This window comes from Nocardia sp. NBC_01009 (assembly GCF_045208035.1).
GTDB lineage: Bacteria > Actinomycetota > Actinomycetes > Mycobacteriales > Mycobacteriaceae > Nocardia.
On record NZ_CP108695.1, the window covers coordinates 5,629,422 to 5,653,800 of the forward strand.

25 protein-coding genes and 1 pseudogene are annotated in these 24,379 nt (G+C 64.2%); 14 read left to right on the plus strand and 12 right to left on the minus strand.

The genetic code is table 11. The annotated features are described in order from the left end of the window. The first annotated feature begins 2 nt into the window (after positions 1 to 2). A complete protein-coding gene (aztA, locus tag OHA42_RS25155; protein ID WP_406230313.1) occupies positions 3 to 683 on the plus strand; it encodes a zinc ABC transporter ATP-binding protein AztA in 681 nt (226 codons plus the stop codon). Positions 684 to 782: 99 nt separating this feature from the next. Here the strand turns inward: aztA and OHA42_RS25160 are convergent, their stop codons facing one another. The 3 genes from OHA42_RS25160 to OHA42_RS25170 form a co-directional block, all read right to left on the minus strand. Continuing rightward, a complete protein-coding gene (locus OHA42_RS25160; RefSeq protein ID WP_406230314.1) occupies positions 783 to 1,253 on the minus strand; it encodes a hypothetical protein in 471 nt (156 codons plus the stop codon). A gap of 181 nt (positions 1,254 to 1,434) precedes the next feature. Continuing rightward, the gene (locus OHA42_RS25165) at positions 1,435 to 2,667 is read right to left on the minus strand and encodes a lipase family protein (protein ID WP_406230315.1); all 1,233 of its coding nucleotides are present in this window, start codon (positions 2,665 to 2,667) and stop codon (positions 1,435 to 1,437) included. Positions 2,668 to 3,012: 345 nt separating this feature from the next. Beyond that, positions 3,013 to 3,684, minus strand: coding sequence for a cyclase family protein (locus OHA42_RS25170; RefSeq protein WP_406230316.1), 672 nt, complete (start codon positions 3,682 to 3,684; stop codon positions 3,013 to 3,015). Positions 3,685 to 4,286: 602 nt separating this feature from the next. On the opposite strand from OHA42_RS25170, the gene OHA42_RS25175 reads away from it, so the two are divergent. Continuing rightward, positions 4,287 to 4,748 carry an SRPBCC family protein gene (locus OHA42_RS25175; RefSeq protein ID WP_406230317.1) on the plus strand — a complete coding sequence of 154 codons (462 nt, stop codon included), beginning with the start codon at positions 4,287 to 4,289 and terminating at the stop codon, positions 4,746 to 4,748. 534 nt (positions 4,749 to 5,282) lie between these two features. Here the strand turns inward: OHA42_RS25175 and OHA42_RS25180 are convergent. After that, positions 5,283 to 5,678, minus strand: a complete 396-nt coding sequence (locus OHA42_RS25180) for a hypothetical protein (protein WP_406230318.1) — start codon at positions 5,676 to 5,678, stop codon at positions 5,283 to 5,285. Positions 5,679 to 6,318: 640 nt separating this feature from the next. After that, positions 6,319 to 6,531: pseudogene (locus tag OHA42_RS25185) on the minus strand (pentapeptide repeat-containing protein); the annotation flags it as partial. Between the two features lie 66 nt (positions 6,532 to 6,597). Here OHA42_RS25185 and OHA42_RS25190 point away from each other — a divergent pair. After that, positions 6,598 to 6,987: a YncE family protein gene (locus OHA42_RS25190; protein ID WP_406230319.1), complete on the plus strand. Its 390-nt coding sequence runs from the start codon at positions 6,598 to 6,600 to the stop codon at positions 6,985 to 6,987. Positions 6,988 to 7,334: 347 nt separating this feature from the next. Then, positions 7,335 to 8,774, plus strand: a complete 1,440-nt coding sequence (gene proS / locus OHA42_RS25195) for a proline--tRNA ligase (RefSeq protein WP_406230320.1) — start codon at positions 7,335 to 7,337, stop codon at positions 8,772 to 8,774. Positions 8,775 to 9,035: 261 nt separating this feature from the next. Here the strand turns inward: proS and OHA42_RS25200 are convergent, their stop codons facing one another. Both OHA42_RS25200 and OHA42_RS25205 read right to left on the minus strand, forming a co-directional pair. Continuing rightward, on the minus strand, positions 9,036 to 11,504 hold the full coding sequence (locus OHA42_RS25200) for an FHA domain-containing protein (protein ID WP_406230321.1): 2,469 nt from the start codon (positions 11,502 to 11,504) through the stop codon (positions 9,036 to 9,038). A 423-nt stretch (positions 11,505 to 11,927) separates the two neighbouring features. Beyond that, positions 11,928 to 13,169: an esterase/lipase family protein gene (locus OHA42_RS25205; RefSeq protein ID WP_406230322.1), complete on the minus strand. Its 1,242-nt coding sequence runs from the start codon at positions 13,167 to 13,169 to the stop codon at positions 11,928 to 11,930. Positions 13,170 to 13,358: 189 nt separating this feature from the next. Here OHA42_RS25205 and OHA42_RS25210 point away from each other — a divergent pair, with 189 nt between their 5' ends. After that, entirely contained in the window at positions 13,359 to 13,508 is a 150-nt protein-coding gene (locus OHA42_RS25210) for a hypothetical protein (protein WP_406230323.1), read from the plus strand. Positions 13,509 to 13,645: 137 nt separating this feature from the next. Here OHA42_RS25210 and OHA42_RS25215 read toward each other — a convergent pair whose 3' ends face one another. Together OHA42_RS25215 and OHA42_RS25220 are read right to left on the minus strand one after the other, a co-directional pair. Further along, the gene (locus OHA42_RS25215; protein ID WP_406230324.1) at positions 13,646 to 13,774 is read right to left on the minus strand and encodes a hypothetical protein; all 129 of its coding nucleotides are present in this window, start codon (positions 13,772 to 13,774) and stop codon (positions 13,646 to 13,648) included. A gap of 8 nt (positions 13,775 to 13,782) precedes the next feature. Next, the gene (locus tag OHA42_RS25220) at positions 13,783 to 14,190 is read right to left on the minus strand and encodes a hypothetical protein (RefSeq protein WP_406230325.1); all 408 of its coding nucleotides are present in this window, start codon (positions 14,188 to 14,190) and stop codon (positions 13,783 to 13,785) included. 310 nt (positions 14,191 to 14,500) lie between these two features. Here OHA42_RS25220 and OHA42_RS25225 point away from each other — a divergent pair, with 310 nt between their 5' ends. Beyond that, positions 14,501 to 15,376 carry a proline dehydrogenase family protein gene (locus OHA42_RS25225; protein WP_406230326.1) on the plus strand — a complete coding sequence of 292 codons (876 nt, stop codon included), beginning with the start codon at positions 14,501 to 14,503 and terminating at the stop codon, positions 15,374 to 15,376. On the opposite strand, the gene OHA42_RS25230 is transcribed toward OHA42_RS25225, so the two are convergent. Together OHA42_RS25230 and OHA42_RS25235 are read right to left on the minus strand one after the other, a co-directional pair. Next, positions 15,337 to 15,486 (minus strand): hypothetical protein, encoded by a 150-nt coding sequence (locus OHA42_RS25230; protein WP_406230327.1) that lies wholly within the window; start codon positions 15,484 to 15,486, stop codon positions 15,337 to 15,339. The genes OHA42_RS25225 and OHA42_RS25230 overlap by 40 nt on opposite strands. 145 nt (positions 15,487 to 15,631) lie before the next feature. After that, complete coding sequence (locus OHA42_RS25235; protein ID WP_406230328.1) at positions 15,632 to 16,690, minus strand: endonuclease/exonuclease/phosphatase family protein; 1,059 nt, start codon at positions 16,688 to 16,690, stop codon at positions 15,632 to 15,634. A gap of 518 nt (positions 16,691 to 17,208) precedes the next feature. Here OHA42_RS25235 and OHA42_RS25240 point away from each other — a divergent pair. The 6 genes from OHA42_RS25240 (at position 17,209) to OHA42_RS25265 (ending at position 22,333) form a co-directional block, all read left to right on the plus strand. Continuing rightward, entirely contained in the window at positions 17,209 to 17,349 is a 141-nt protein-coding gene (locus OHA42_RS25240) for a hypothetical protein (RefSeq protein WP_406230329.1), read from the plus strand. A gap of 25 nt (positions 17,350 to 17,374) precedes the next feature. Continuing rightward, positions 17,375 to 19,117: a fumarate reductase (quinol) flavoprotein subunit gene (gene frdA / locus OHA42_RS25245; RefSeq protein ID WP_406230330.1), complete on the plus strand. Its 1,743-nt coding sequence runs from the start codon at positions 17,375 to 17,377 to the stop codon at positions 19,115 to 19,117. A gap of 5 nt (positions 19,118 to 19,122) precedes the next feature. Then, positions 19,123 to 19,866 carry a succinate dehydrogenase/fumarate reductase iron-sulfur subunit gene (locus tag OHA42_RS25250; protein WP_406230331.1) on the plus strand — a complete coding sequence of 248 codons (744 nt, stop codon included), beginning with the start codon at positions 19,123 to 19,125 and terminating at the stop codon, positions 19,864 to 19,866. Further along, positions 19,863 to 20,255: a fumarate reductase subunit C gene (locus OHA42_RS25255; RefSeq protein WP_406230332.1), complete on the plus strand. Its 393-nt coding sequence runs from the start codon at positions 19,863 to 19,865 to the stop codon at positions 20,253 to 20,255. The genes OHA42_RS25250 and OHA42_RS25255 overlap by 4 nt, the downstream gene beginning before the upstream one ends. Continuing rightward, positions 20,252 to 20,605: a fumarate reductase subunit FrdD gene (gene frdD, locus OHA42_RS25260; protein ID WP_406230333.1), complete on the plus strand. Its 354-nt coding sequence runs from the start codon at positions 20,252 to 20,254 to the stop codon at positions 20,603 to 20,605. The genes OHA42_RS25255 and frdD overlap by 4 nt, the downstream gene beginning before the upstream one ends. A 513-nt stretch (positions 20,606 to 21,118) precedes the next feature. Further along, positions 21,119 to 22,333 carry an FAD-dependent monooxygenase gene (locus OHA42_RS25265; RefSeq protein WP_406230334.1) on the plus strand — a complete coding sequence of 405 codons (1,215 nt, stop codon included), beginning with the start codon at positions 21,119 to 21,121 and terminating at the stop codon, positions 22,331 to 22,333. Between the two features lie 70 nt (positions 22,334 to 22,403). On the opposite strand, the gene OHA42_RS25270 is transcribed toward OHA42_RS25265, so the two are convergent. After that, on the minus strand, positions 22,404 to 22,682 hold the full coding sequence (locus tag OHA42_RS25270; RefSeq protein WP_406230335.1) for a hypothetical protein: 279 nt from the start codon (positions 22,680 to 22,682) through the stop codon (positions 22,404 to 22,406). A gap of 258 nt (positions 22,683 to 22,940) precedes the next feature. Here OHA42_RS25270 and OHA42_RS25275 point away from each other — a divergent pair, with 258 nt between their 5' ends. Together OHA42_RS25275 and OHA42_RS25280 are read left to right on the plus strand one after the other, a co-directional pair. Beyond that, positions 22,941 to 23,228 carry a hypothetical protein gene (locus OHA42_RS25275; RefSeq protein WP_406230336.1) on the plus strand — a complete coding sequence of 96 codons (288 nt, stop codon included), beginning with the start codon at positions 22,941 to 22,943 and terminating at the stop codon, positions 23,226 to 23,228. A 662-nt stretch (positions 23,229 to 23,890) separates the two neighbouring features. Beyond that, on the plus strand, positions 23,891 to 24,289 hold the full coding sequence (locus tag OHA42_RS25280; RefSeq protein WP_406230337.1) for an SgcJ/EcaC family oxidoreductase: 399 nt from the start codon (positions 23,891 to 23,893) through the stop codon (positions 24,287 to 24,289). Positions 24,290 to 24,379 lie beyond the last annotated feature (90 nt).

Sequence of the window (24,379 nt, forward strand, 5' to 3'; positions counted from 1 at the left end):
ACATGTCCCACACTCCCGTTCTGGACGCGCTGCGCATCAGCGGACTATCCGCCAGCTATTCCGGCAGGCCCGTCCTGCACAACCTGACCACCGCCATTCCGTGCGGCCGCGTCACCGCGGTGGTCGGGCCCAACGGGTCGGGGAAATCCACGCTGCTCGGCGTCATCGCGGGGGTCATCACGCCGCGCGCAGGCACCGTGTGGCGGCGATCCACGGAGCGGCCCGCATTCGTCGTCCAGCACACCGCCGTTCCCGCCACACTGCCGCTCACCGTCCGGGAGACCGTCGCCATGGGGCGCTGGGCACACCGCGGTCCGTGGCGGTGGCTGTCGCGGCAGGACCGCAACACCGTGCGCGCCTGCATGGAACGACTGGACATCACCGACCTCGCGGCCCGACGCCTCGACACCCTGTCCGGCGGCCAACGCCAGCGAACCCTGATCGCTCAAGCACTCGCCCAGAAAGCGTCGCTGCTGCTGCTCGACGAACCCGCCGCCGGGCTGGATTCGGCCGCACAGCAAGAGATCTCCCACACACTGAGCGAGGTCAGCAGCCACGGCGTCACCGTAGTGCAGGCCACCCATGACATGGACGAGGCGATGCGCGCCGACCATTGTCTGCTCCTACGGGACGGCATGTTGATCGCCGAGGGGAAACCGCACGCCGTACTATCCGACCGCTGAACCGACCGCCTCTCACCGGACTTTCACGGCTGGGACCTCGCCGACAATCCACGACCACACCTGGTCTCGCGCCTGTCCCATCCGGCGCCGCTGGTTTTGCTATCCGAACGCGCCAGTCGAACGGATGACCCACAGCACCAAGAAGGTGAGCATGCTCGCGAAGCACAGGACATGATCCTGAAAGATGGACCGGGACAGGCGCGTCTGTTCCGAGGATGTATCGGAGCGCCTGCCGAGCCGCATCGCATTGGGCACAACTCGGGTGAGCGCCAAGAGGATCGGGCCGCCCGCGAGTGGGGCCGACACGATCAGTAGCCACCCAGGATCGTCGCCGCAAAAGGCTTGAATACCCAATGCGCACAACAGAATAAGCATGACCACTGCGATCAGCAGACTCATCGGTTTTGAGGTCGTTGTCGCCCGGCGATAGTAATCAGCGATGGATGCGAGCACAGGTTCAGGTAGTTCGCCCCGACGCCCCCGCACCTGGATATCGAAGATCAGGTCCATCCATAAGGTCGACAGCAGAAACCCACTACAAGCGGTGAGTAGCGCGGGCGCGACATTCATTGCGAGAGTATGCGGCCGACCGGTGCGGCGGACGATGGCGGGTGGTCGACGAGTCGCTGCCCACATGACTGCGTCCAGCCTCGTTCGCTCGCGTCTACTGGCAGTGGCGCCGGCTCGGTGCGACGGTTGACCGTTGCCGCACTCGCACCGAGCCACCACCAGCGACTATGTCCGTCAGATCTCAGCAGATGACGGGCGCAGGCTCGCCGCGGACTCGGCCCTCGAGCCACCCCAGCACCGTGGGGGCACCCTCTGCCGCCGCGGACAAATGCTCGGGCGCGGACACCAGCATCGTCTGCAACTGCACCCCGGCCCCACACCAGCGGCGGTCGGTGTTGTTGATGGCGTCGACCGGAATCAGCGGGTCGCTCGGCGAATGCCATTCGAACATCGGTATTTGCGGCACCCCGGCGTAGAGTTCCATGCTGTTCTCCTCCACCACCGACCGGGCCGACGGACTGTCGAAAATCGAGGTGCTGGTGAGGTAATCGCGAGCGCTGCTGTTGGCACCCATGGCGAGGATACTGTTGGTGCAGCTGTTGGCAAGGGCGTCACGGATCTCGTTGCCACGCGAGTTGAGATAGGCACTGATCGGCACCCGGTCCGGGTACTCCCGCTCCAGGCCGACTGCCGTTGCCATGGCCAGCCCGAAGGCCGGGTGCGGCGCGAAGCCCAGCGCCTCCGCCATCGTCACCAGGTTCGCCGGGTAGCCGCCGATGGCCGCGCCCGCGAGCTGCAGCTCACTTGCGTACGACGGCTGCAGCGCTGCCGCCCATGCGGTGGCCAGGCCGCCACCGGAGTAGCCGGCCATCACCACTGGACTGCGCTGTACGGCGAGCTCGGGTAGCCGTTTCACCGCCCGGATGCCGTCCAAAACAATTTGGCCACCCAAACGCCCGGCTCCAAAGGCAAACTGCGGTCCGAGATGATCCGGCAGCGCGACAGTCCAACCCTGCTGCAGCACCACGTTCAACATCGGCGTCGTCGCCACGAGATTCAGATCGCTGTTGTACAACGTGTGCGATACCGCGCAGGCGGTGCCGAGCGAATTGATGAAATGCTGATACGACAGCAACGGCCCGTCGGGCCGATGACCGAGGGGTGTAAGGATCGTCGTGGTCGCCGCGATCGGCGCACCGTGCGAGTCGGTGGACCGGAACTTGACCAGTGACACAGTGGCGCCGGGGAATAGGGGCAGCGGCGGCATTCCCCGCACCTCGAGCACGTCACCGGGTCCGTGCGCTGCCAGATCCGCCGGGGCGGCATAGAACGGGTCCGGATCGGGCCGCGGATACGTCGGTCCCGCGGTTGCCGTCGTCGCCAGCAGCAGCGTGAGTGCTACACCGCCGAATACACCGAAGACATGGGCCCAACCGCTGCGCATACTGCCGAAGGAAAGAAACGGACGAGTCAAGACCTTGACCTCCCAGGGTTATGCGTGGCATTCATCGACCAGCCAGGCTGAATTCAAGGGCTACCGCTGGCAAACTTACAGCGACACATCAAAGAGTGAGCCGAATATGTCGAAAATGACGCTGCGCATCCGATGTGGCCCCACTCCGGTCGAACTGTCGTCGAGCTTTTCAAGGCAACACTTCGGATACACCGCGCCGAGACAACCTGCAACGATGGGTAAGCTCAGCATCGAAATCCGGCGGGGGGCTTCGGCTTCGCGGGACATCACTTCGTCGGGCCGGTTCGAATGAATGCGGTTCGCCGCGGATGGTAGGTCGCGTCCCGGCGCCGATCAGCGTACTGATCAGCTAACGACGCCGCCGGCATCGGTCCAAGCGACAGCGCGCAGCGGAAACGAGCCCATCCCGTGCACTGGCGCCGGCAGTGCAACCAGCCTGGCACCGGTGTCGGGAACCGCGTCCAGGTTTGTCATGTGCTCGATGATCGGGATTCCAGCACCGAGCAGAGTGTGGTGGCACGGCCGCGTCGGCAGGGACGTGTCGTCGATGTCGAGCGAGTCGATTCCAACCAGCGCCACATTGGCGGCGACCAGCGCATCCGCGACCTCGCCGACCAGAAACGGATGCCCGGGACTCCGGTATGCGGACGAACCCCACCGGGCCGACCATCCCGTGTGCACGAGCACCGCCTTGCCCCATAGCCGCGCCGGGTCGCCGAGCACATCCGGTCCCACCACGCGGATCCCCGCCACGCGGATCATCACGATCGGCACGTTGAACAGACGTTCCAGCGGCAGTTCGGCGATATCGGCGCCATCGGCGTGGAAATGGAAGGGCGCGTCGATATAGGTCCCGGTGTTGCCGACCATATCCACGCGCGCGATGTCGTAGGTCATGTCGATCAGCGGCGACTGCTCGCGCGAGATATCTGTGGTGATTCGCGGTCCAGGCAGGCTCGGATAGGTGAGCATGCCGTCCGAGATCGGATGGGACAGCTCCCACATCGCCTTGCTCATGCAAGAGACCGTACCGGCCGATTCCGCTGAAAGCGGCGAGCTTTACAACCGGCGCCGGCACCTAATCGACTGGGCGAACGCTGCCCAAGCGGTCCACCCTCTTGCCGACGTCGCCACGCACCAGCACCACAGCCCTCTCCGGTGATACCAATCCAGAAGAGCGATCGTCTGCCCCACAGGCGGTGCGCAAGGATGGTGGCGGCTCAGGCGAACGGCCACCGCATCAGGCGATCCTCGGCGCGCGACTCGTATGGCCGCGCGCCGAGTGCGCGCGCCCGGTACCGCGCGGCGACCACCTCGTCGCGCGCGCCCCGGAGACCAAGGATTCCGCGTGCGGTGTCCCGGCCATTGCATTCCTGCCAACCCCGACCACCGGCAAAGATCGGAAGGTCGTCACCGCGGCGGAACCGGCCGCGGCTCCGGAACGCGAATCAGACCGGACCACCACGAGACGATCGTCGACATCACCATGATCGCCGTTTGGTCCGGACGGGCCCGGGTATGCCGCGCTTTGACCTGAGACGCTCGGACAGGGCGACTCTCGACGAGGTTGCTCGCCCGCCCGACTCGGGCCCGGGCGACGCGCCGGAAAAGGAGTTCAGATGAGCACCGTCGCTGCCAGTGTCGATGTCGAGGTACCGGTCCGCACCGCCTATAACCAATGGACGCAATTCGAGACATTTCCACAGTTCATGCTGGGTGTGGAGGCGGTAGACCAGCTCGACGACAAGCACACCCACTGGCGTATCCACGTCGGACCCTCGATCCGGGAGTTCGACGCGACCATCACCGAGCAGCATCCCGACGAACGTGTCGCGTGGAAGTCCGACAATGGTCCCAACCACGCGGGCGTGATCACTTTCCATCGCCTGGACGACACCCACACCAGGATTACCGCGCAAATGGAGGTCGATCCAGAGGGATTCGTGGAGAGCGCCGCCGACAAGCTCGGCGTGCTGAAGCATCGGGTCAACGGCGATATGCAGCGCTTCAAGCACTTCATCGAAGGCCAGCCCCACGAAACGGGTGCATGGCGTGGTGATATTCCACGCCCTGACGCATGATCGGAGTGACCGGGCACGTCGGCCCGAACCAGGCGCACTCCGTTCGCAATCACCATCACTTGTCCTCCGTTTCGTCCTTTCCGCGTTCCCGCCCGATGTCGAACCGAACTGACAGTGATTTGCACGGCATCATCGTCGACCTGACCGCCGACAGCGGACTACGCAGCACCGTGCGACCAGCCGGCCCAGCGAGCGTGCATGCACCACCACTACAGGTGGGCCGATCCGAGCTGAAAGAACAACGAGTAGCACCGGCCAGCTCGTGAGCGGCGCCGTGTCGGTCTTCGTGGGAATTACCTGGTCGCTCAACTCGTCATCGGTCCGAACGACCGGGAGTAGGGCAACCCCGTCTCGATGGCGTGACGCCAGCCACGCCCATTGGCGTACAGGCCGTCGTCTAACCCTGGCGGGCCAGGTCAATGCAAATCCGACACGCTTCAGACGCCGGACCGCTCAACACAACGTAGTGGTCACGGCTGCGTCGGTGCTCATGTTCCCGAGTCCCCGACAGCCGGAGAAACCTCAGGATCAATGTCAGGGGCTTCGCGACGGCGGTTCAGGATCAGCCCCCTGCTGCGTCTCACCCGACTTCGAGTCCGGATCGACCTTATCCGCGCGCTCCCACTCCTTGTCCAGCTCGTTTCGCGAATCCGCTGCCTCGTTGCGATGCACGTGCGCCTGCTGCGCAAGCTGCTCAGCCTGTGCCGCCTTGACCTCGCTTTCCGCCTTTGCCGCCCGGCTCCGGGCAGCAGTCTCCTCCGCCCGCGCCTCCCGCTGACCGACCTCGAATTCCTGTTCCGCCGCGCGGTCACGGATACCCTCGGCTTCGACCCGCTGGTGTTCGCGCCGTTTGCCTATCAACACCCAGGCCACAAGCAAAATGACCACAACCGCGACGACGATGATCACGATCACAATGGTGGTGCTCATCTTTCGACTCCTCGCACTCTCCCCCCTCTACCCTAACGCCACTCGACCACTCCCGAACTGGGAAAATGATCGATCAAACGCCCAGGCCGAGCCGGCCCGTATCTACCGCCAGCAGGCAAGGTGGGCTGCGCTGACAATGCGGCAAGGCACACAGGTGACACCCTGTGATCACCGATATCAGGTGAGTTCCCGAGACGACGGAACCGGCCGTCTGGACCGCGCTCCCACCCTGCATACGGCCGTCGCACCCCAGTGGAGCTTTCATCACCACTACCAAGACGAGGCAGGCAGCAAGCCTGACAACAACCCGTCCCCGACGCCCTCCCGCGCATGTCGTCGGCGTCCTATATACCGAACGGCCACAAGTGATCTCAGTGACGGCTCGAACGACAGGCATTCCCTGGATCACTGTGGCGGCGGCGTGAAGCCTGCGGGCCAAATTGTCGTGCCGTCGTAGCTGATGCCGGCGAGGTCGTGCACGCCGGTCATGTTTGCTCGGGTCATCCTTGCGCCCCTGACGTCCACGCCTCCGCCCATCGCTGCTCTGGTGAGGTTTGCTCGGGTGAGATCCGAGTACTGCAGATTCGGTCAGGTTTGCACCGCCGATCCAGGCTTCATGCATATTTGTACCGAACAAAAGTGCACCGTTCAGGTTCGTATCTCTCAAAATTGAATAAGAAAGGTTCGCTCCGACCAAGTTCACGTTCGCGAAACGTAACCGACGCGTATCTCCGCGAATAAGGCATGATGTGGTTAAATCGAGGCGATCTTCGCCAGCAGGATTTGGTCTGCGAGTGCCAGCACACGAGATGTGGCAGTCGATTCCGCAACGCGAACCGCATACGCCGTCCATGAGACCGATGACAAAATATCGGTCCTCGATGCTGTCAGCCACTCCGTCACACCACTCACTGTCGGCGTGACTCCCTGGCGTGTTGCCATCGACTCCGAAGCCGGCGTCGCACTTGTCACCACATACCAGCGCCACGACACAGTCGCCATCGTCGACACCACACGACGTGAACTGGTCGCGACTATCCCCGTCGGTGACCAGCCAACAGAAATCGCGATCGACACTTCCTCGCATGTGGCCTACATCCTCAACACCAGCGACAACACGGTTTCGATCATCGATATCGGAAAACGAACTGCCACCGCCACTATCGGCGTAGGGAAAAAACCACAAAACCTCGCAGTGGACCCGAGCACCCACACCGCTTACGTCACGAACGCCGGTGACGGCACCCGTCTCGATCATCGAGCCCTGAAACAACCCAACGGCACCGGCCCTCGGCACGGCCCTGGATGAGCAGATCACGTCCACGAGACATCAACGCCGCAAGGTGAAACGGCGCACGGTCGGCTTGCTCTGCGCCGGTGTCGTGGTCGGCGACCTCGAGCCGTACGGCGACGGCCCTTCGCGAGCGACTTGATCGGTGACTCGGCCGCCGATCTCGACGCTGGCTGGCTGTGCGCATGACGGCCCGGCTGAGGCCATACGTCCAGGGCCGATCGAGCGACGTCGTCGCCTGCTCAGAGTTCTACGCCGCGACGGTTGCGGGGATACGCTCTTCACGATCGCTGTTCAGCACCCATGCAGTCAGCATCGCAGCAAGCCAGATCACTCCGCCATCTGCGGGGCATTAGCCTTGTCGCATGGCACGCGATGAGCGCGGTGTGACCGCCCAGAGTGAGGATTTCGCTTCCTGGTACAACGAGCTGGTTCTGAAGGCCGGCCTCGTCGACCGCGGTCCAGCCAAAGGCACGATGGTCATCCGACCGTATGGCTATCGCGTGTGGGAGTTACTGCAGGCCGAACTGGATGGGCGAATCAAGGCGAGCGGGCACGAGAATGCGTACTTTCCGCTGCTGATTCCGCAGAGCTACCTCGAGCGCGAGGCCGATCACGTCGAGGGGTTCGCACCCGAATTGGCAGTGGTGACCCACGCGGGAGGCAAGGAGCTCGAGGAACCTCTGGTTGTACGGCCGACGTCGGAAACCATCATCGGGGAGATGATGGCCAAGTGGATTTCCTCGCATCGGGATCTGCCCATGTTGCTGAACCAGTGGGCCAACGTTGTCCGGTGGGAGATGCGGCCGCGAATGTTCTTGCGCACCACCGAGTTCCTGTGGCAGGAAGGCCACACCGCGCACGCCGATGAGCAGCAAGCGCGCGAGGAAATGCTGCTCGCGCTGGGCATCTACCAGGAGGTGGCGCGCGACTACGGGGCGATGCCGGTAGTGCCTGGCGAGAAGACACCAGGTGAGCGGTTCGCGGGCGCGGTCTCGACGATGACGATCGAGTCGATGATGCGCGACGGTAAAGCCTTGCAGGCCGGTACATCGCACTACATGGGCACGAATTTCGCGACGGCGTTCGGCATCCGCTATGCCAACATGGACGGGCGAGAAGAGTTGTGCCACACCACGTCCTGGGGCATGAGCACCCGAATGCTCGGCGGGATCGTGATGACTCACGGCGATGATCGGGGCCTGGTGCTGCCGCCGCGGCTGGCGCCCTATCAGGTGGTGATCGTGCCGATCACCCGCGGCGACGGCGCGGACGTGGTGGCTGCTGCACAGACGCTGGCCGTGGGGCTGCGCAGTGCCGGGGTGCGGGTGCACGTCGATGACCGCGACCAGTTCAGTCCGGGATTCAAATTCAACGACTGGGAACTCAAGGGTGTCCCGGTCCGGGTCGAGTTGGGGCCACGTGATCTCGCGGCCGGGACTGCGATGCTCGTGCGTCGTTTGGGCGATCAGGGTAAGCAGTCGGTGCCGTTGGATATGTTGCCGCAGCTCATGCCGGGCATTCTCGAAGAGTTCCAGGCGTTCCTGCTGGCTCAGGCAGCCGAGTTCCGCGATACGCACACCTCCGATGTCGGGGACTGGGTGTCGTTCGAATCCGGTGTCGCATCGGGATGGGTGCGGGCGCTGCATTGCGGGCAGCCGGGTTGTGAGGACGACATCAAGACGGTGACCTCGGCGACGCCGCGATGTGTGCCGTTGGACGGGCCGCCGCAGACGGGCCGTTGCGTGCGCTGTGACACACCAGCCGCCTACGGCAAGCGGGTGATCTTCTCCCGCGCTTACTGAACCGACCGTGGATCACCCTGGTTCAGAGTGATCCACTTGGTTTCAGGTCGGTCTTCGACACCTCGACGACATGCGCTCGGAGTTCGCATCCTCACCGCGGGCGTGCAAGGCGAGCTGCGGATCGCTTCAGCCTGGTCGGTCATCATGTCGTTCCTGGCCCGCGAGCTCGGCGAGCCGCATCGCCAATCCAACGATTGCTTCAAGCCCTGACCTAAGCGGAAACCAGCCAGCCGCCGAGCCGTCGGTTCGCGTCGCTGGGCGTCAAAGCCTCGCGCGGCGGGCACCGCGGCGCCGTGGACGCAGCTGGTACAGGCGATACCAGGCCAGCGCGAGGAAGACAGCCCCAAGCCCGGCAACGACTCCCATGTCGACCAACCAGGTGCCGAGGGTGTGTTTCCATATCGGGTCGGGTCCGCCCGTGTGCGGTGTGAGGGTGTCGAGGTCGAGGGTGGCGGCTCCCGCGCCGAACCCCCAACGGGACGGCGATATGTAGGCCAGTTGCTCTAGGCCGAGTGTGCCGGGGAGCCGCACCAGCCCGCCCGTGAGCACCAGTTGTGCCATCGACAGCACAATCAGCAGCGGCAGTGTCTTCTCCGAGGTGTCCACCGACACCGACACCAGCAAGCCCAATGCCAACGATGCGATGCCGAGCAGCGCCATCGCCAGGATCAGCTCCAGCTCGACTGACATGAAAAGCCCCTTGGGCGGCATATCCACACCGATGGTGCCGACCAAAACCAACACCACCGCCTGAAGGGTGGTGATCACGCTCAGGACCAGCAGTTTCGACATCAGATAGACCCCCGCTGACAGGCCTGCCGCGCGTTCTCTGCGGTAGATCGTCTGTTCCTTGACGATCTCGCGAATCGAGTTGCCGGTGCCGACGAAGCATGCCGCGAACGCCAAAACCATGAGCTTGGTCGGGGCATCGGTGTTGGATCCCGGCGGCCCGGCGAACCCCTCGCCCGACGGCACTGCAGCGATCAAGCCACCGAGAAGTAGGGGCATCACGCCGAGGAGCGCCAGATAACTTCGGTCCGAGGCAATCACTGCCAGATATCGCCGGCACAAGGTACTGAGCTGGGCAAGCTTGGACTGCTGCGCGGGCGGCGGCGCCGGTGGGCGCACTTCCGCTGGGCCGACATCGTCGGTCAGTCCGACCGCCACGTAGTTCTCGAAGCGTGACGACGCCTGGAACTCACCGGCCCAGTCGCGCTCGTCCTCGCGATCGAATGCCTGGAACACCTCAGCCCAGGTGCGCTGTGCGAACTGCTGCAGCCCCTCCTCGGGCGGCCCGTAATAGGCAAGCCGACCGCCGGGCACCAGGACCAGTAGGCGGTCGCAGGAATCAAGATTCGCCACGCTGTGCGTAACGACGATGACGGTCCGCCCGTCGTGCGCCAGTTCGGACAGCATTTCCATGACCGTCTTGTCCAGGCCCGGGTCGAGGCCGGAGGTCGGTTCGTCGAGAAACAACAGAGACGGTTTGGTCAGCAACTCCACTGCGACGCTCACGCGTTTGCGCTGCCCGCCCGAGAGCTTATCGATGCGGGTATCGGCGTGCCGCGTCAAGCCGAGCTCGTCGAGGACCTCGTCGACCCGCTGCTCGCGCTCCTCGCTGCCCGTGTCACCGGGGAAGCGCAGCTCGGCCGCATAGAGCAGCGCGCGCCGCGTCGGAAGCTGGTTGTGCAGGATGTCCTCCTGCGGGACCAGTCCGATCCGGTGCCGGAGCTCGTCGTAATTGGTGTACAGGTCGCGTCCGTCGTAGCGGACCGTCCCCTCCGTCGCCGGCCGCAACCCGGTGACCGCGCCGAGCAGCGTCGACTTGCCCGCTCCGCTGGGCCCGATGACCCCGACGAGCGAGCGCTGCGAGATGGGGAAGCCCACCCCGTCGAGGAGCACCTTGCCTTCAGGTGTCCGCACGGTGAGGTTCTGCACCGAGACCGACACGTCACCGGTGTCGACGAACTCGCGCAGCTCGTCGCCGACCAGCCGGAACGTGGTGTGCCCCATACCGATCAAGTCGGATTCGGATAGGTCCGCGGCGTCCATCCGGGAGCCGTTGATGTAGATGCCGTTGTGGCTGTCGAGGTCGACGATCCGGTACCTGCCGCCGCTGACCGTGTGCAGCTCGGCGTGATGGCGGGAGACCATGAGATCGGGCACAACAACGTCGTTGTCGGCCGCGCGTCCGATCCGAAGCGTGGGCGATGTTATCCGGACGACCGCGCTGGGGTGTGCCGCCGGAGGTGACGACCGCGAAACTCGCCGGGGCCGGCCCGGGTCGAAGTTGACCGTTGCTTCGTCGTCGAGCCTGTAGCCGGGATCGGGGACGACCATCGTGTCTCCCCCGAAGTCCGTGTCTCCCCCGACATCGCCACCAGTCTCGTGGCCGGGTGGTACTTCCACCGAGCAGACCAACTGCTCGCCGTCCACGGCGTGCCCGAGCTGGAACGTCTCGTCCCGGTCGATCACCATCCGTTCGACGCGACGGCCCGCGAAAAAGGTGCCGTTGAGGCTACCGGCGTCCTCGATTTCCCAACCGTCCGCACCACGCTCCAGAACGGCGTGCAACGAAGATGCGCGCGGATCGGTCACAACAATGTCGGCGGTCGGATCGCGACCGACGTTGTACGCGCCCCCGGCACGTAGCCGATAGACGCGTTCCCTGGTCTGCACCACAAGAATCGGCGCCTCGGGGAATTCGGTGGAGGACGATTCATCCGCCATATCGCGAGTATACGACTGTCGCCGCAAATGATCGGCAAACCCGCGATCCTGGCCCGATGTCCGCCCGCCTCGAGCCTCGTAGAGGTGAGGGTGGTCAGCTGGGTGAGCCGGTCGAGCAATGGAAAGCCGCCGGGTTGCCAGGCGCCGGGTGCTGAGCCTGAAGCTGCGTGAGTTGGCGGCGGCCAACAACGCGCAGCGGCCCCAGGCCGACGTGATCCAGGGCGCAGCAACGGTATTGGCGTCCGTGCGGCGGCCACCCGGCCAAGGGATGCGTGGAGAAGTTCGACCGAACGTGTTGGTTAGTTAGCCCGTGGCTGGTGGCTCGACACGGCGGCGTGGGGGCTTGGGGCAGCCGCACCGTGCGCCTGTGTGCCGGTGCGGCTGCCCTGATTCAGCAATGCGCGGGTTGTTCGGGGTGTGCTATCAGGTGTGGGAGGTGATTTCGTTCACCAGCCATGCGCCCAGTTCCTCGGTCATGGTGGTGTGCCCCTCGTTGCTGCTCGCGCAGGCGAAGGCGTCGAGTTCGCTGTCGCCGGAGATGATCGGGCTGTACAGGGTGTCACGGTCGCTGATGTCACCGGCGGCTACGGCACTGACGGTGGGGATGAAGCAGGAGGTGTTGACCTGGAGATCGGTCTCGGATCCGAGCAGTCCCATGAGCATCGCTGCCATGCCGAAACTGCCCGGATTGCCTGGCACAACCGGGTTCTCGGGGAACAGGCCGCCAGGTGCGCCGTCGATGTCGGGCAGCCCGTCGACGTGGACCTCGAGGGGAGATTCATCGGCTTTGTGCAGGGTTGCCACGACCTGGTCGCCGAGTGCTTGGGTGCGCAGGGTGGCCTCCATCAGCTCACCCCGACCGCTCGTCGCGGTCTGCGCGGGGTCGATACCGTTTCCTGCTCCGGTGGCGACGCCGTTGGCAACGCCGATCTTGCGCATACCCTTGGGCCATCCGCCGACCGCCTCGAGTTGCTTGAGGAAGGTCATGCGTTCCGAAGCCTGGTCGACCTCGTCGCCGATCTTGCCGATGTGCCAGCGCGCCATTTGCCGGGCCGCCGAGCTGTTGATCAGGTCGGAGAACTGGCCGAAGATCGGGTGGTTCGCGCCCCAATTGTCCTTGAGGAAATGGGCGAACGCTTGCATCGAGATCGGCAGCCACGCACCGCGATGCGGCGTGTCATAGGACAGATAGATGGCGGTTTCGGGGTCGGGCAGATCGCGATCGTGCTGCATCCTGGCCAGCGCGTAGCGGGTGACCATGCCGCCCATACTGAAACCACCCACGACCAGCCGCGCTTTACCCACACGCTCGGATATGGCCCTGCGGATGCATTCGATGGCGGTATCTGCGTTGTCCATGATCGAGGCCGTCCGATCGTCATAACCCAGCACGATCACATCCCGGCCCGCAGCGTGTAGTTCGGAGATGAAACGGTATCTGCCGTTTTCCTCCAGCCCGGCCCACAGCTCACCGAGATCACTCGCGCCCAAGGAGAACCCATCGGCGAGGATAACCGGCCGGACGAGCTGGCGCCGGTTCAGCGGGCTGTAGTAGACCCATGCCGTACCGCCGGTCAGCGGCCATTCATCGTGCGGCTCGGGCGGCGCAGGAAACGCCGATCGTGCCACGGGACTGAGCGAACCCCAAACGTTTACAACAGTCATTTACCTGCTCCTCGAGTGGTCGACTGATACGTGGATTCACAACAAGCCCTGGCGCCGCCACCGAGGCGACCACCGGGCCGATTTCATAGCTTATTGCTATTCCAGCGTAGGATGTTGGCGATTCCGGTCTCGTTGTCGCATCGCCATAGGACGTGCAGTTTCGGCCAGTGGTTCAGATGAATATTCGCTGTGTGGATATTGTGGCTCCCGATCGAACCCACACATCTGCCACGCCTGGACGAAGTTCAGGCCGACATCACCAAACGCACCGACACCGTCCGCACCCAACAATGGCTGGGAGACAACGACCAGCTGCGGACCACACTGATCCACATCTAGGCCAAAAGAGACGACCTACTCGAACTCCTCACCCACCCGGCCCAGCCTTGGCCATCCCTATACCGGACTCCCGAGAACTGAACGCACCCGACACATCTGGCTGGTTTCGACATCGGTCGGCGAGGGCCGACCGATGGTCAATTCGATTCGCCGTCGTCAGAAACATCCGTTTCCACCGACAGTGTCAGCGCTACCTCCGATATTTTCGGGATCATTTCCGCGACCGCCGCCAGCTGCTCCCGGATCTCGGCCAATTCTGCTGTCACGCACTCTCTTAGCCGGGACGTTCCTCAATCGTCAGATCGCGCCACCGAACGGCATCGCGCCACCACAGATTGTCGGTCGACCACGCCCATACAACATCGCGCACCAGGCTGCGGTCGGAGGTATGCACGTGAAAATGTTCATCCTCTGAACCCGCGCGATATTCCAGTTCGTAGACACCGTCGGAGTCCAGGCAGGTTTGGACGTAGTACTGCTCTTCGCGTTCTATGACGAGAAACGGATTGTTCGGATCGGGAGGATCGGCGAGCAGGTCCTCGACCAGTTCCTTGGTCAGATACGGCAAGGTTGTTCCGTCACCAACCGTCACGAGCGCGTCGGCACGCCCGCGTGGGTCGTAGAGTCGTCGGGCCTGAGGGTCCACAACTGCCAGGCCACGTTCTTTCAGATCGACTGCCACTCAACCAGCCGCGCCGCGACCCGATTACCTCCGGATCGCGTCCAACGCGATCAACTGATCCGCTCGAGGCACGACTCGCGACGGATCTGGTTCGGCACCGCTATCCCCGAGTGCGGTAGCCGCCGACGCCGAGTTCGAACCGAGCTGGCAGCACGCCCATCGGCACTGTCGCGCGTTCGAACCGGCAGAGTCGAATTACGTTCTCGGACAACCGGTCCGGGGCTGGCACGTGCGGATCCGAACACCCGATGGGCGACATGAGCTGTGGCCTGAATGCGGCTGGGCGTTCGACCGTTGCCATTATGAGGCCATGTCGATTGATCGCGCGATCCTGTTTCGCCTTGCCACCAATACCCGCTTGGAGCGGATCGTCAAGACCGTGCCGTGGGGGCAGGACATGGCGTGGCGAGCAGCGTCACCCTACGTCGCGGGCACCGCGGCCGACGACGCGATCCGGGCAGCCCAGGAACTCTCCGCGCGCAACGTAGCCAGCAGTATCGACCAGTTCGGCGAACTGGTCGACGACCCGACCGTCGCACAGCGTGTTACCGATGACTACCTCCGATTGGCCGGTCAACTCACCGATTCGGACGACACCTGGCTGGCGATCGACCTGTCCCACCTCGGCCTCGATATCGACCCGCGCGGCTGTGCCGACCGCATCACAGCGATCGCGCGGGCCCTACCGGAGGGTCGGCGCATCCAGGTCGGAGCCGAGGACCACGCACGCTCAGACGCCGTGCTGACATGTGTGCTCAACGTCGCTGGCAGAGGGCTGGCCGACCGGCTCGGTGCCACCGTACAGGCCAACCTCCGTCGCACCCCCGACGATGTGGAACGCCTCCTGAATGCCGGTATCCACATCCGGCTGGTCAAAGGCGCCTACGTCGAGCAATCCGATCGTGCCCTCCCCTACGGCGAGCCCACCGACATCGCCTACCTGCGCTTGGCGCACCGGCTCGCTACGGCGAAAGCGCCATTCACCCTTGCCACCCACGATGGAGTCCTCCGCGAAGCAGTCCTCGCCTCGCTCGGCCCCGTACCCGTCGAACAGCTACTCGGCGTGCGACCAGAGGTGATAGACGACCTCACTGCCCGCGGAATCCCCGTTCGCGTGTACATACCCTTTGGCCACAACTGGTTCCGCTACTGGATGCGCCGCCTCGCCGAATCACGCGGCGCTTGAACACCTTCCGACCAACATTCCGGGGTAAGGAACACCCGGCGGGCGACGTTGCGTTCGCCGGTCGAGAAGCCAGGACACAACACTTCATACGGCTCGTTGTGGGCCAACACGTCATACCGCGCGCACTCAACATCACCCCGGCAACGGATCCAAATGATCCAAAATCACCTGAAGCTGCTCCGGCAGCGTAGTACCCGCATGCGCCGCCAGTCGGTGGGTCGGCCCCGGGCAGAGGTGCGCACCCCCTCCTCTCTGTCAGTCGGTGAGTTGGTATGTCGCGACGATGCCTTTGTGGTCGCTGCCCCACTGCGCTGGCGAGGCGAGGAAATTGTCCTGGGTTGGTTCTTGCGGTCGGGTACCACGCACGATGGACCCGCGCGGGCCGATCATGCCCACGGCAGACAGGCACAGCGCGGCACCATGAGCGAAGATGTAGTCAACGCGGTCGCGTTCGTCGGCCTCAGGAGCCCAGGCGAGCTCGGAGACCTCCACATCGACGTTGTCCGAGGGCCAGGTGAGTCCGGGATGGGTGGCCGGGTCCGGATACATCGATCGGTAGGCATCGATGAAACCGGCTTGTTGCAGGCGTCGAGTGGTCTCCCACGCCAACACCACACCGTTGTGGTCGAACAAGCTCGCTGTGGCCGGCGTCCAATCCAGCAGGGACGGCTCGTTCAGGTCGCCACCCATGATGACCGAAGACCCGTCGGCGATCTCGGCTTTCGCGTCGGCGAGAAAGTTGCTGATGACCTCGGGGCGGCCCGAGGCCGCGTTGATGCGCCCGATCACGGCAGGGTCGGTCACTGGGCCCTCCGGCAGCTTGTTCCACTCGTGCTCGGCGAACTCGCCCGGCGCCGGGGCCCCGGGTCCGTACCCTCGGGGCAGGTTGGAGGCATACCAGCGATACTCCAGATGCGCGGAGTAGACAGTGAGTCGCTTTCCGCCGATGTTCAACCGCGCCTTGACCATCCATTGCAGATCGGCGCTGTCTTCGACCGGAAACACCGACAGAATTCCCGTGTCGTGCGAAGGGACGGCGTTGAACTCGCGCCCCCGCCGCACCAGTTCGGCCGCAACGGCCGTGGTCGCTTCGGTTGCCTCCGAGAGCAGCACGATCGAGGCCTGTGTCGAGATGATGAGATCGGTGATCAGCTGAATACCGTTAGAGATTTTGCTGCCGCTGTGCCATGTGTTCAATGCGAGCACCCGGATCTCTCGTACCGCGGGTGCAGCAGCGGCAACGGACATCACCGCACCGGCCGCGACCGCTCCGCCCGCCCCTGCCGACCCCCAGTCATCATCGCTTCGCGTCATCAACTCATCATGACCTCCATCGAAATTCCAACGATTGCGAGCAGTGCTGCTGCAGCACATCCGGGCGCAGGTGAGGGCCTACCGCCGGTCAGGCCCATCTCCGGCGCGCCGGAGGGATGGTCGTGCAGTTCGGCGGCTCCCTGGAACCCGCGAAGCGGCATCTCCGGACGGCCGCGAACGCATGGCCGTGCCGGCTGACACGGCGGTCCTGGGCGGGGACATGCCGATCGGGATCGTGCGACCCGCGCCCCGGCCCAGGTATTCCCGGGCGGCGGCGATCGACGGCGATTCAGCCGTCCGTCCCGCCGGCGCAGGTGGGTGGGCTACGTCCGGCAGACCAGCACGCCTCCTGCGGCCTCGGCGCAATGCGCGTACTCTTATGTACCTATCAGTGAGGTGTGCCACCGGTTCGCCGGGAGATGGAGATGCTAAGCGCCACCGAGCAGTTCAGCAGGGAGCGCGCCCCGTGCGGGAAACTGAGGGGCGGGGCTCGCCACCGCGAAGACGACGAGGCGGGCTTGGTCATTGACAATCTGCGTTACGACTGTGGCTGCCGCCGGATTCGGCGCGAATTCCACGACGGCAGCATTCGGATCAGAATCGTCCGCCATGACGGCAAGGTCCTGATGGACGAGCACAGCGCCGACTTCGAGGCTTGACGGACGACACCCGGGTGGTGCCACCATGACCGCTTCTCACGACGTCGTGATCGTCGGCGGGGGCGGCGCGGGCCTGCGTTCGGCCATCGCCATCGCGGAACACAACCCGCGGTTGAGTATCGCGATCGTTTCCAAGGTTTATCCGATGCGCAGCCACACCGTCTCCGCTGAGGGTGGCGCCGCCGGAGTCGCCGGTCCCGGCGACAGCTTGCAAGAGCATGCATACGACACGGTCTCCGGCAGCGATTGGCTCTGTGACCAAGACGCTGTCGAGGCCTTCGTCGAGGAAGCACCGCGGGAGCTGCTCCAGCTAGAGCATTGGGGCTGCCCATGGAGCCGCCGGCCGAACGGGCACATCGCGGTGCGGGCGTTCGGCGGCATGACGAACAATCGCACCTGGTTCGCAGCCGACAAGACCGGTTTTCACTTGCTGCACACCCTGTTCCAGACCGCACTGTCCTATCAGGACATCGTCAGGTACGACGAGTGGTTCGCCACAACATTGCTCGTCGACGACGGCAAGGTATGCGGCATCGTAGCCATAGAACTAGCCACCGGACGCGTCGAAACCATTCTCGCCAGCGCTGTCATCGTGTGCACTGGAGGCTGCGGCCGGGTGTATCCGTTCACCACCAATGCCAATATCAACACCGGCGACGGTATGGCGTTGGCCTACCGGGCAGGCGCGCCGCTCAAGGACATGGAGTTCGTCCAGTACCACCCGACCGGGCTGCCGTTCACGGGCATCTTGATCACCGAGGCAACACGCGCGGAAGGCGGCTGGCTGCTCAACAAGGACGGTTACCGCTACCTACAGGATTACGACCTCGGGACGCCCTCATCGGTGCCGGTGATGCGAAGCATGGAACTCGGGCCACGCGACCGGCTGTCGCAGGCCTTCGTGCACGAACTCGACAAGGGCCGGACCATCCGCACACCGTACGGACATGTCGTCCACCTCGACATACGCCACCTGGGTGCGGATCTCATCGACACGAAGCTTCCGTTCGTGCGCGAGCTGTGCTCGAAGTACCAGAACATCGACCCGGTCCGGGAGCTGATCCCGGTACGCCCCGTCGTCCACTACATGATGGGCGGCATCCATACCGACATCCATGGCGCGACACCGCTGGAGGGCCTGTACGCCGTCGGAGAGGTCGCGTGCGTCAGTATCAACGGCGCCAACCGGCTCGGGTCCAACTCCCTCCCCGAGTTGCTGGTCTTCGGTGCGCGGGCCGGTCGTGCCGCCGCCGAGTACGTGAGCTCGGCCACGGCCGGACCGACGTCGGCGGTCTTGGCGCGCGGCCGCGCCGAACAGGACCGGCTGGAACGGGACCTCACGCGACACGCCGAGGGATCCGAACGCATCGCACACATCCGCACCGAGATGCAGAAGACGATGGAGACCAGTGCCGGGATCTACCGGGACGGCGATTCACTCGCCGAGGCGGTCGACAAGTTGCGCGAGCTTCGCGAGCGGTTCGGCAGCGCGTGCCTCGATGACCACAGCCGGGCGTTCAACACCGAACTAGTGGCGGTGCTGGAGCTGTCGTGCATGCTCGATGTGGCGGAATGCATCATCGCCTGCGCGCTGGCGCGAGAGGAATCCCGGGGCGCGCACCAACGGACCGATTTCCCCGCCAGGAACGACCAGCGATTCCTGGCCCATTCAGTGATCCATCGGCAGCCGGACAGCTCGGGGCAGGTCTCGTACCTCCCGGTAACGATTACTCGCTGGCCTCCCGGCGAACGCGTATACGGGAGGTGATAACGATGGTGGACCGGATAACCCTGCAGGTTGCGCGCTACCGACCGGAGCAAGAGGACGAACCGGTACTGCAGTCGTACGAGGTCCCGCTGCGCAAGGAATGGACGGTGCTCGACGGCCTCAACTACATCAAGGACTACCTCGACGGAACGGTGTCCTACCGGTGGTCCTGCCGGATGGGCATCTGCGGTAGCTGCGGCATGACCGTCAACGGCGAGCCACAACTGAGCTGCGCCACTTTCCTGACCGACTACGCGCCGGGGCCGGTGCGAATCGAGCCATTGCGCAACTTCCCCGTGATCCGGGATCTCGTCATAGAGATCAGCGACTTCATGCACAAGCTGACCGAGGTCAAGCCATGGCTGATCAGGGAGGAACACCGGCCACTCGAAGACGGCGAGTACCTGCAAACACCGTCCGAAATGGACAACTACACGAAGTACAGCATGTGTATCAACTGCATGCTCTGCTACTCGGCCTGCCCCGTCTACGCGCTCGAGCCCGAGTTCCTCGGTCCGGCGGCGATCGCGCTGGCCCAACGCTACAACCTCGACTCGCGCGATGAGGGAGCCGGAGATCGGCGGGACGTTCTCGCGTCCGCCGAGGGAGTATGGTCCTGCACCCTTGTCGGCGAGTGCACCACCGCCTGCCCCAAGGGGGTCGACCCGGCCGGCGCGATCCAACGCTACAAGCTGACCGCGGCCACGCAATCGCTCCGAGATTTCCTCATGCCTTGGCGGGCGCGATGACCACGACACCCCGGTTGTACCGAAAACCGATCTCCACGTTCTGGTGGGCGCAACGCCGCTCATACCTGATCTTCGTCCTGCGCGAACTCAGCAGCGTGTTCGTCGCCTGGTTCGTGGTATATCTCCTGCTTCTGGTCAACGCGGTCAGTTCCGGAAGCGAGGAGTACCAGCGGTTTCTGAGCTGGAGCGCCGGCCCGTGGGTGCTCGCACTGAACATGATCGCCCTGCTTTTTGTGCTTCTGCACACGGTCACCTGGTTCAACCTCGCGCCCAAGGCGATGGTGGTGCGTGTGCGGAACCGACGCGTCGCACCGGTCGTGATCCTTGGGCTGCACTACCTGCTGTGGGGTCTGCTGACGACGATCGTGCTGTTGGTGGTGCTGCGATGAAAAGCAGGAGGTCCCTGGAACCGTTGGCGTGGCTGCTGTTCGGCGTCGGCGGGATGGCCGCCGCGCTGCTCATACCGGTGCTGCTGTTCCTGTTCGGCCTCGCCTTCCCGCTGGGCTGGCTTCCCGCGCCGGACCACGCACACCTGCTCTCGGTGTTGCGTCATCCTGTCATCCGGCTGGTCCTTTTCGGACTCTGTGTGCTGGCTCTATTCCATTGGGCACACCGCTTCCGGTACGCGCTGTACCACGGCTTGCGGCTCGAGCAGTTCAGCGCGTTGATCATCCTGGTCTGCTACGGCGGCGCCGTCATCGGCTCGGGAACCGCCGCTTACTTCCTGCTGCGCGTCTAACACGCGGGATATTCAGGAAGGAGACAGCTAAGTGTTGCGGGTCATGACGTACCCGCCACGTCATTGACTGCCTGTCAGCCGTGCATCAACGAATTCGTCAGTCACAGGCTGGTCCCACCGCGGGCAGCGCAACGCTGCCCGACCCACTGCACCGGCCGAATCCGAGCAGACCAGCAACGAATGACAGCCGATGCAACCTCGCGGAACGAGCACGTTTGCACACGCCGCATCAACGCACGTGACGAACAGTCCGCCAAACAGGATCTGACCTGCGACCACTCGACCCAGGGAACTGGATTTCGTCCTCGGGTGTCCGCCTGATCCTTTCCCGTCCAGGTCAGAGGATTTTCAACGTCCGGCTCATATTGCCCGATCCGCCTTGTTTCCGCCCTTGATGAACCCCGGCCGACGTCAACTTCGGACGACTAGTTGCATTGCAACTAGTTTCTATGACACTATCAACTCGGTGGTCGACCGGGCACCGATCGCGAGGATCGAAGAGATGGAACGATCATGGGAATCAAGACCGCGTTGATCATCGGTGGCGGCATTGCTGGACCCGTGACGGCACTGGCACTGCGGAAAGCCGGCATCGCAGCGACGGTGTTCGAGGCGTACGACAGCGCAGCCCGCGACGTAGGCGGCGCGCTGACCGTCGCCCCGAATGGACTGGCCGCACTGAAAACGGTCGGCGCCGACGAACTGGTGCGGGCCGCCGGACACCCGCTGCACAGCATGGTCATGGAGACAGGACGAGGACGCAAACTCATGCGCGTCGACGCCCTACCAGGCCTGCCGCCGAGCTGTGTGATGCTGCGCGCGGACTTGTTCGGTGTGCTGCACGACCACGCCTTGGCGAACGGGATCGCGATCGAGCACGGAAAACGGCTGGTCGACGTCACGGAGACCGCGCAAGGGGTCGTCGCCACATTCACCGACGGCACCAGCGCCGAGGGCGACATCCTCATCGGCGCCGACGGCATCCACTCGACTGTCCGCACCCTGATCGACCCCGAGGCTCCCGGCCCCGAGTACACCGGACTGATGAGCTTCGGCTTCGGTGAGTTCACACCCGACGGCAGGCGCTGCGACGGTGGCGGCGGCGATATCGACGCCATGCACTTCGCATTCGGCAAACGAGCGTTCTACGGCTACTGGCGGCAACCCGACGGCAGCGACATGTTCTTCAGCAACCTCCCACAGCAGGAGGCGATGACGATGGCCGAGGCCAAGGCCGTCTCCGCCGAGAAGTGGCTGGCCGAGCTGCGCGCCGCACACGTCGGCGACACCCCGGGCCAGCAGCTGTTCCAGCGAACCAGCGTTGAGAAGATGATCGTCGCGGGCCCGATGGAACGGATGCCGCACCTACCACTTTGGTTCCGCGATCGGATGGTGCTCGTCGGCGACTCGGCGCACGCCCCCTCCTCCAGCTCCGGTCAGGGCGCGTCGCTGGCCATCGAGTCCGCGGTGGAGCTTGCCCGCTGCCTGCGCGACATCACCGACCCGACCGCCGCGTTCGCCGCCTACGAGCGGCTGCGCCGCCCCCGCGTGGAGGACATCTCGAACAATGCCGCCAAGACCAACAGCGGCAAGACCTCCGGCCCCATCGCCAAGGCCCTCTTCGGCCTCACCATGCCGCTGGCCACCCGCACATTTCTGAAGCCGGAGAAGATGTTCGGCCCGGTTCACCGGTTCGTCATCGACTGGAACCAGAAGGTCGCGACCTGACAAGTCCCACTTGCACGACCAAGGCCCGGCCCCGCGTGGGCCGGGTATTTCGAGTGACCATGGCGGGAACTCAGCGGACGGATCCGGGACGCGGGTCGCCCGCAATCGGCACTCCGATACGCCGGGCCTGAGCCAGTGACGCAGTGGAGTCGACGCTCCGCGCGGCGGTCTGCGGAATGGCGGGCGGCTCCGCGGTCCTGGGTAGGTCCGCAGGCAGTCGGTAGTCGGCGACTGTTGCAGTGCCCCATACATAGGGGTCCGCCTGCGCGCTACCGAACGGCGACCAGGCCAGGCGGGTTCGGCCGGTCTTGTCGCAGTAGTGGGGCACCATGGCTGCCTGGCTCCACATCAGTGACGACATTGAGCCGCGCGGCGGGCTCATCGCTCCCGCACCGAAGATCTCTCGGTTCCGAACCCAGATCAAGCATTCTGGGTGAACATACAGCAGAAGTACGGAGCAATGTCAGAATTTTCCGCAGCAGTATAGGTATATCGGTGACGAATACTCATAATTGGAAATCGGTTAACTGGCGATGCACCTCACATTGGCATCAACTGCGGCGCTGTCGCTCAAACCTCGATACGCACGTTCAGGAGCTTTTTGCCTGTGAAAATCGGAATCCCCCGCGAAATCAAGAACCCGGAGTACCGCGTAGCGACGACCCCGGCCCGGGCCCCCGAACTGATCTCCCCCGGGCATGAGGTATCCGTCGAATCCGGCACCTGCCGCGGGTCATCGTGCGATGACGCGGACTACCTGCGGTCGGGCGCGACGATCATGGACTCCGCCGACAACGTGTGGGGCACAGCGGAACTGCTATTCGAGGTCAAGGAACCGATCGCCGAGGATGGCCGCGCAGATTTCTGCCCGGTACCCAAGGAGGCTCGAGCCTGACATGGATAGCCAGATGTCTCCGCATCCGGAGGAAGCGGACGTGCACCTTGCAGTGCAACTCGGTCACGTGCGCCTCGATTTCACCGCGTGCGTCACTGCGGCTTTGTTGTTCATACAAGATTGCCGTGACCGCTGCTATCCGAAACATCTCGCAGTGATACCTGATGACAGCCGTAGGTACCCACGCTTGCCCAATGAACGCCTGTACCTGGAGCCCTGAAGGACACTCATGGGCCGAACAACTCACACCGACCCGACGGATGTCGACGGCACGGCAAAATGGATCTGGCACAGTCTGCGTGTTTGACCCGGCTCGGAATGCGAACGGGGGCTTGATGATCGATCATGTTGTCGGTGTTCTGATCTTGGGCCGATGGCGGTTCTGTTTCCGCATCTGGACGGGCTGCGGATCGATGGTGGGACTCAGTAGGGCTGCGGGTGCGACTGGACGTGCGCACCCGAGACGAGCCGGCAGCCTGCCCAGGCTGCGGAGTTTTGTCTCGTCGAGTTCACAATCGCTAGCCGCCGCATCCCAACGCGCCAAGTCATGAACCCGCGGCGACGTTCCGTTCAGGTTGTCGATTTGAGGCGTGCTCGCGCGTCGGATAGCTAAATGGTCCAAACGGTGGGCCGTGCCAACAAATCGGAGGAATGCCATGAACATGACCCGAACGGACGACTGTGCGGCGATCAACCAAGTCTTGGCCGACCAGTACAAAGCATGGGCAGCCGGTGACGCGGACACTTTTATCGCGGACTACATCGAGCACGCCACCGTGATCATGCCCGGGGCCTACCGACGGAACAGGGAGGAAGTCCGGCAAAGCATGGCTGCAAGTTTCTCTACCTACCTCCAGAACTCGACCGTGACCGACGAGATCCAAGACATCCGGTTCCTCGGTCAGGACTACGCAATCGTCGTCAGCAAGGCCGGCATCCTGTTCGCCGGCGAAACCGAAGTGCCTGCCGACCGGCTCGTCAATGCGACCTGGGTCCTCCAGAGGCTTGACGACAGGTGGTTGGTCGCCGCCTACCACAACAGCCCTGTCGACCCGAGCTAGCGAACCCCGAGGCTGGGCCACCAAGCACATCAGCTGGGTGGCCCAGCTGTCGAGACTCAAGTCCAGGCTGTCGCGGATCGCGAGGGCCTG

Excerpts from the sequence above, each read along its gene's own strand:
- aztA (WP_406230313.1), top strand. The coding sequence starts at position 3 with ATGTCCCACACTCCCGTTCTGGACGCGCTGCGCATCAGCGGACTATCC.
- OHA42_RS25160 (WP_406230314.1), bottom strand. The coding sequence starts at position 1,253 with ATGAATGTCGCGCCCGCGCTACTCACCGCTTGTAGTGGGTTTCTGCTG.
- OHA42_RS25170 (WP_406230316.1), bottom strand. The coding sequence starts at position 3,684 with ATGAGCAAGGCGATGTGGGAGCTGTCCCATCCGATCTCGGACGGCATG.
- OHA42_RS25175 (WP_406230317.1), top strand. The coding sequence starts at position 4,287 with ATGAGCACCGTCGCTGCCAGTGTCGATGTCGAGGTACCGGTCCGCACC.
- OHA42_RS25180 (WP_406230318.1), bottom strand. The coding sequence starts at position 5,678 with ATGAGCACCACCATTGTGATCGTGATCATCGTCGTCGCGGTTGTGGTC.
- proS (WP_406230320.1), top strand. The coding sequence starts at position 7,335 with ATGGCACGCGATGAGCGCGGTGTGACCGCCCAGAGTGAGGATTTCGCT.
- OHA42_RS25200 (WP_406230321.1), bottom strand. The coding sequence starts at position 11,504 with ATGGCGGATGAATCGTCCTCCACCGAATTCCCCGAGGCGCCGATTCTT.
- OHA42_RS25205 (WP_406230322.1), bottom strand. The coding sequence starts at position 13,169 with ATGACTGTTGTAAACGTTTGGGGTTCGCTCAGTCCCGTGGCACGATCG.
- OHA42_RS25225 (WP_406230326.1), top strand. The coding sequence starts at position 14,501 with ATGTCGATTGATCGCGCGATCCTGTTTCGCCTTGCCACCAATACCCGC.
- OHA42_RS25235 (WP_406230328.1), bottom strand. The coding sequence starts at position 16,690 with ATGACGCGAAGCGATGATGACTGGGGGTCGGCAGGGGCGGGCGGAGCG.
- frdA (WP_406230330.1), top strand. The coding sequence starts at position 17,375 with ATGACCGCTTCTCACGACGTCGTGATCGTCGGCGGGGGCGGCGCGGGC.
- OHA42_RS25250 (WP_406230331.1), top strand. The coding sequence starts at position 19,123 with ATGGTGGACCGGATAACCCTGCAGGTTGCGCGCTACCGACCGGAGCAA.
- OHA42_RS25255 (WP_406230332.1), top strand. The coding sequence starts at position 19,863 with ATGACCACGACACCCCGGTTGTACCGAAAACCGATCTCCACGTTCTGG.
- frdD (WP_406230333.1), top strand. The coding sequence starts at position 20,252 with ATGAAAAGCAGGAGGTCCCTGGAACCGTTGGCGTGGCTGCTGTTCGGC.
- OHA42_RS25265 (WP_406230334.1), top strand. The coding sequence starts at position 21,119 with ATGGGAATCAAGACCGCGTTGATCATCGGTGGCGGCATTGCTGGACCC.
- OHA42_RS25270 (WP_406230335.1), bottom strand. The coding sequence starts at position 22,682 with ATGTGGAGCCAGGCAGCCATGGTGCCCCACTACTGCGACAAGACCGGC.
- OHA42_RS25280 (WP_406230337.1), top strand. The coding sequence starts at position 23,891 with ATGACCCGAACGGACGACTGTGCGGCGATCAACCAAGTCTTGGCCGAC.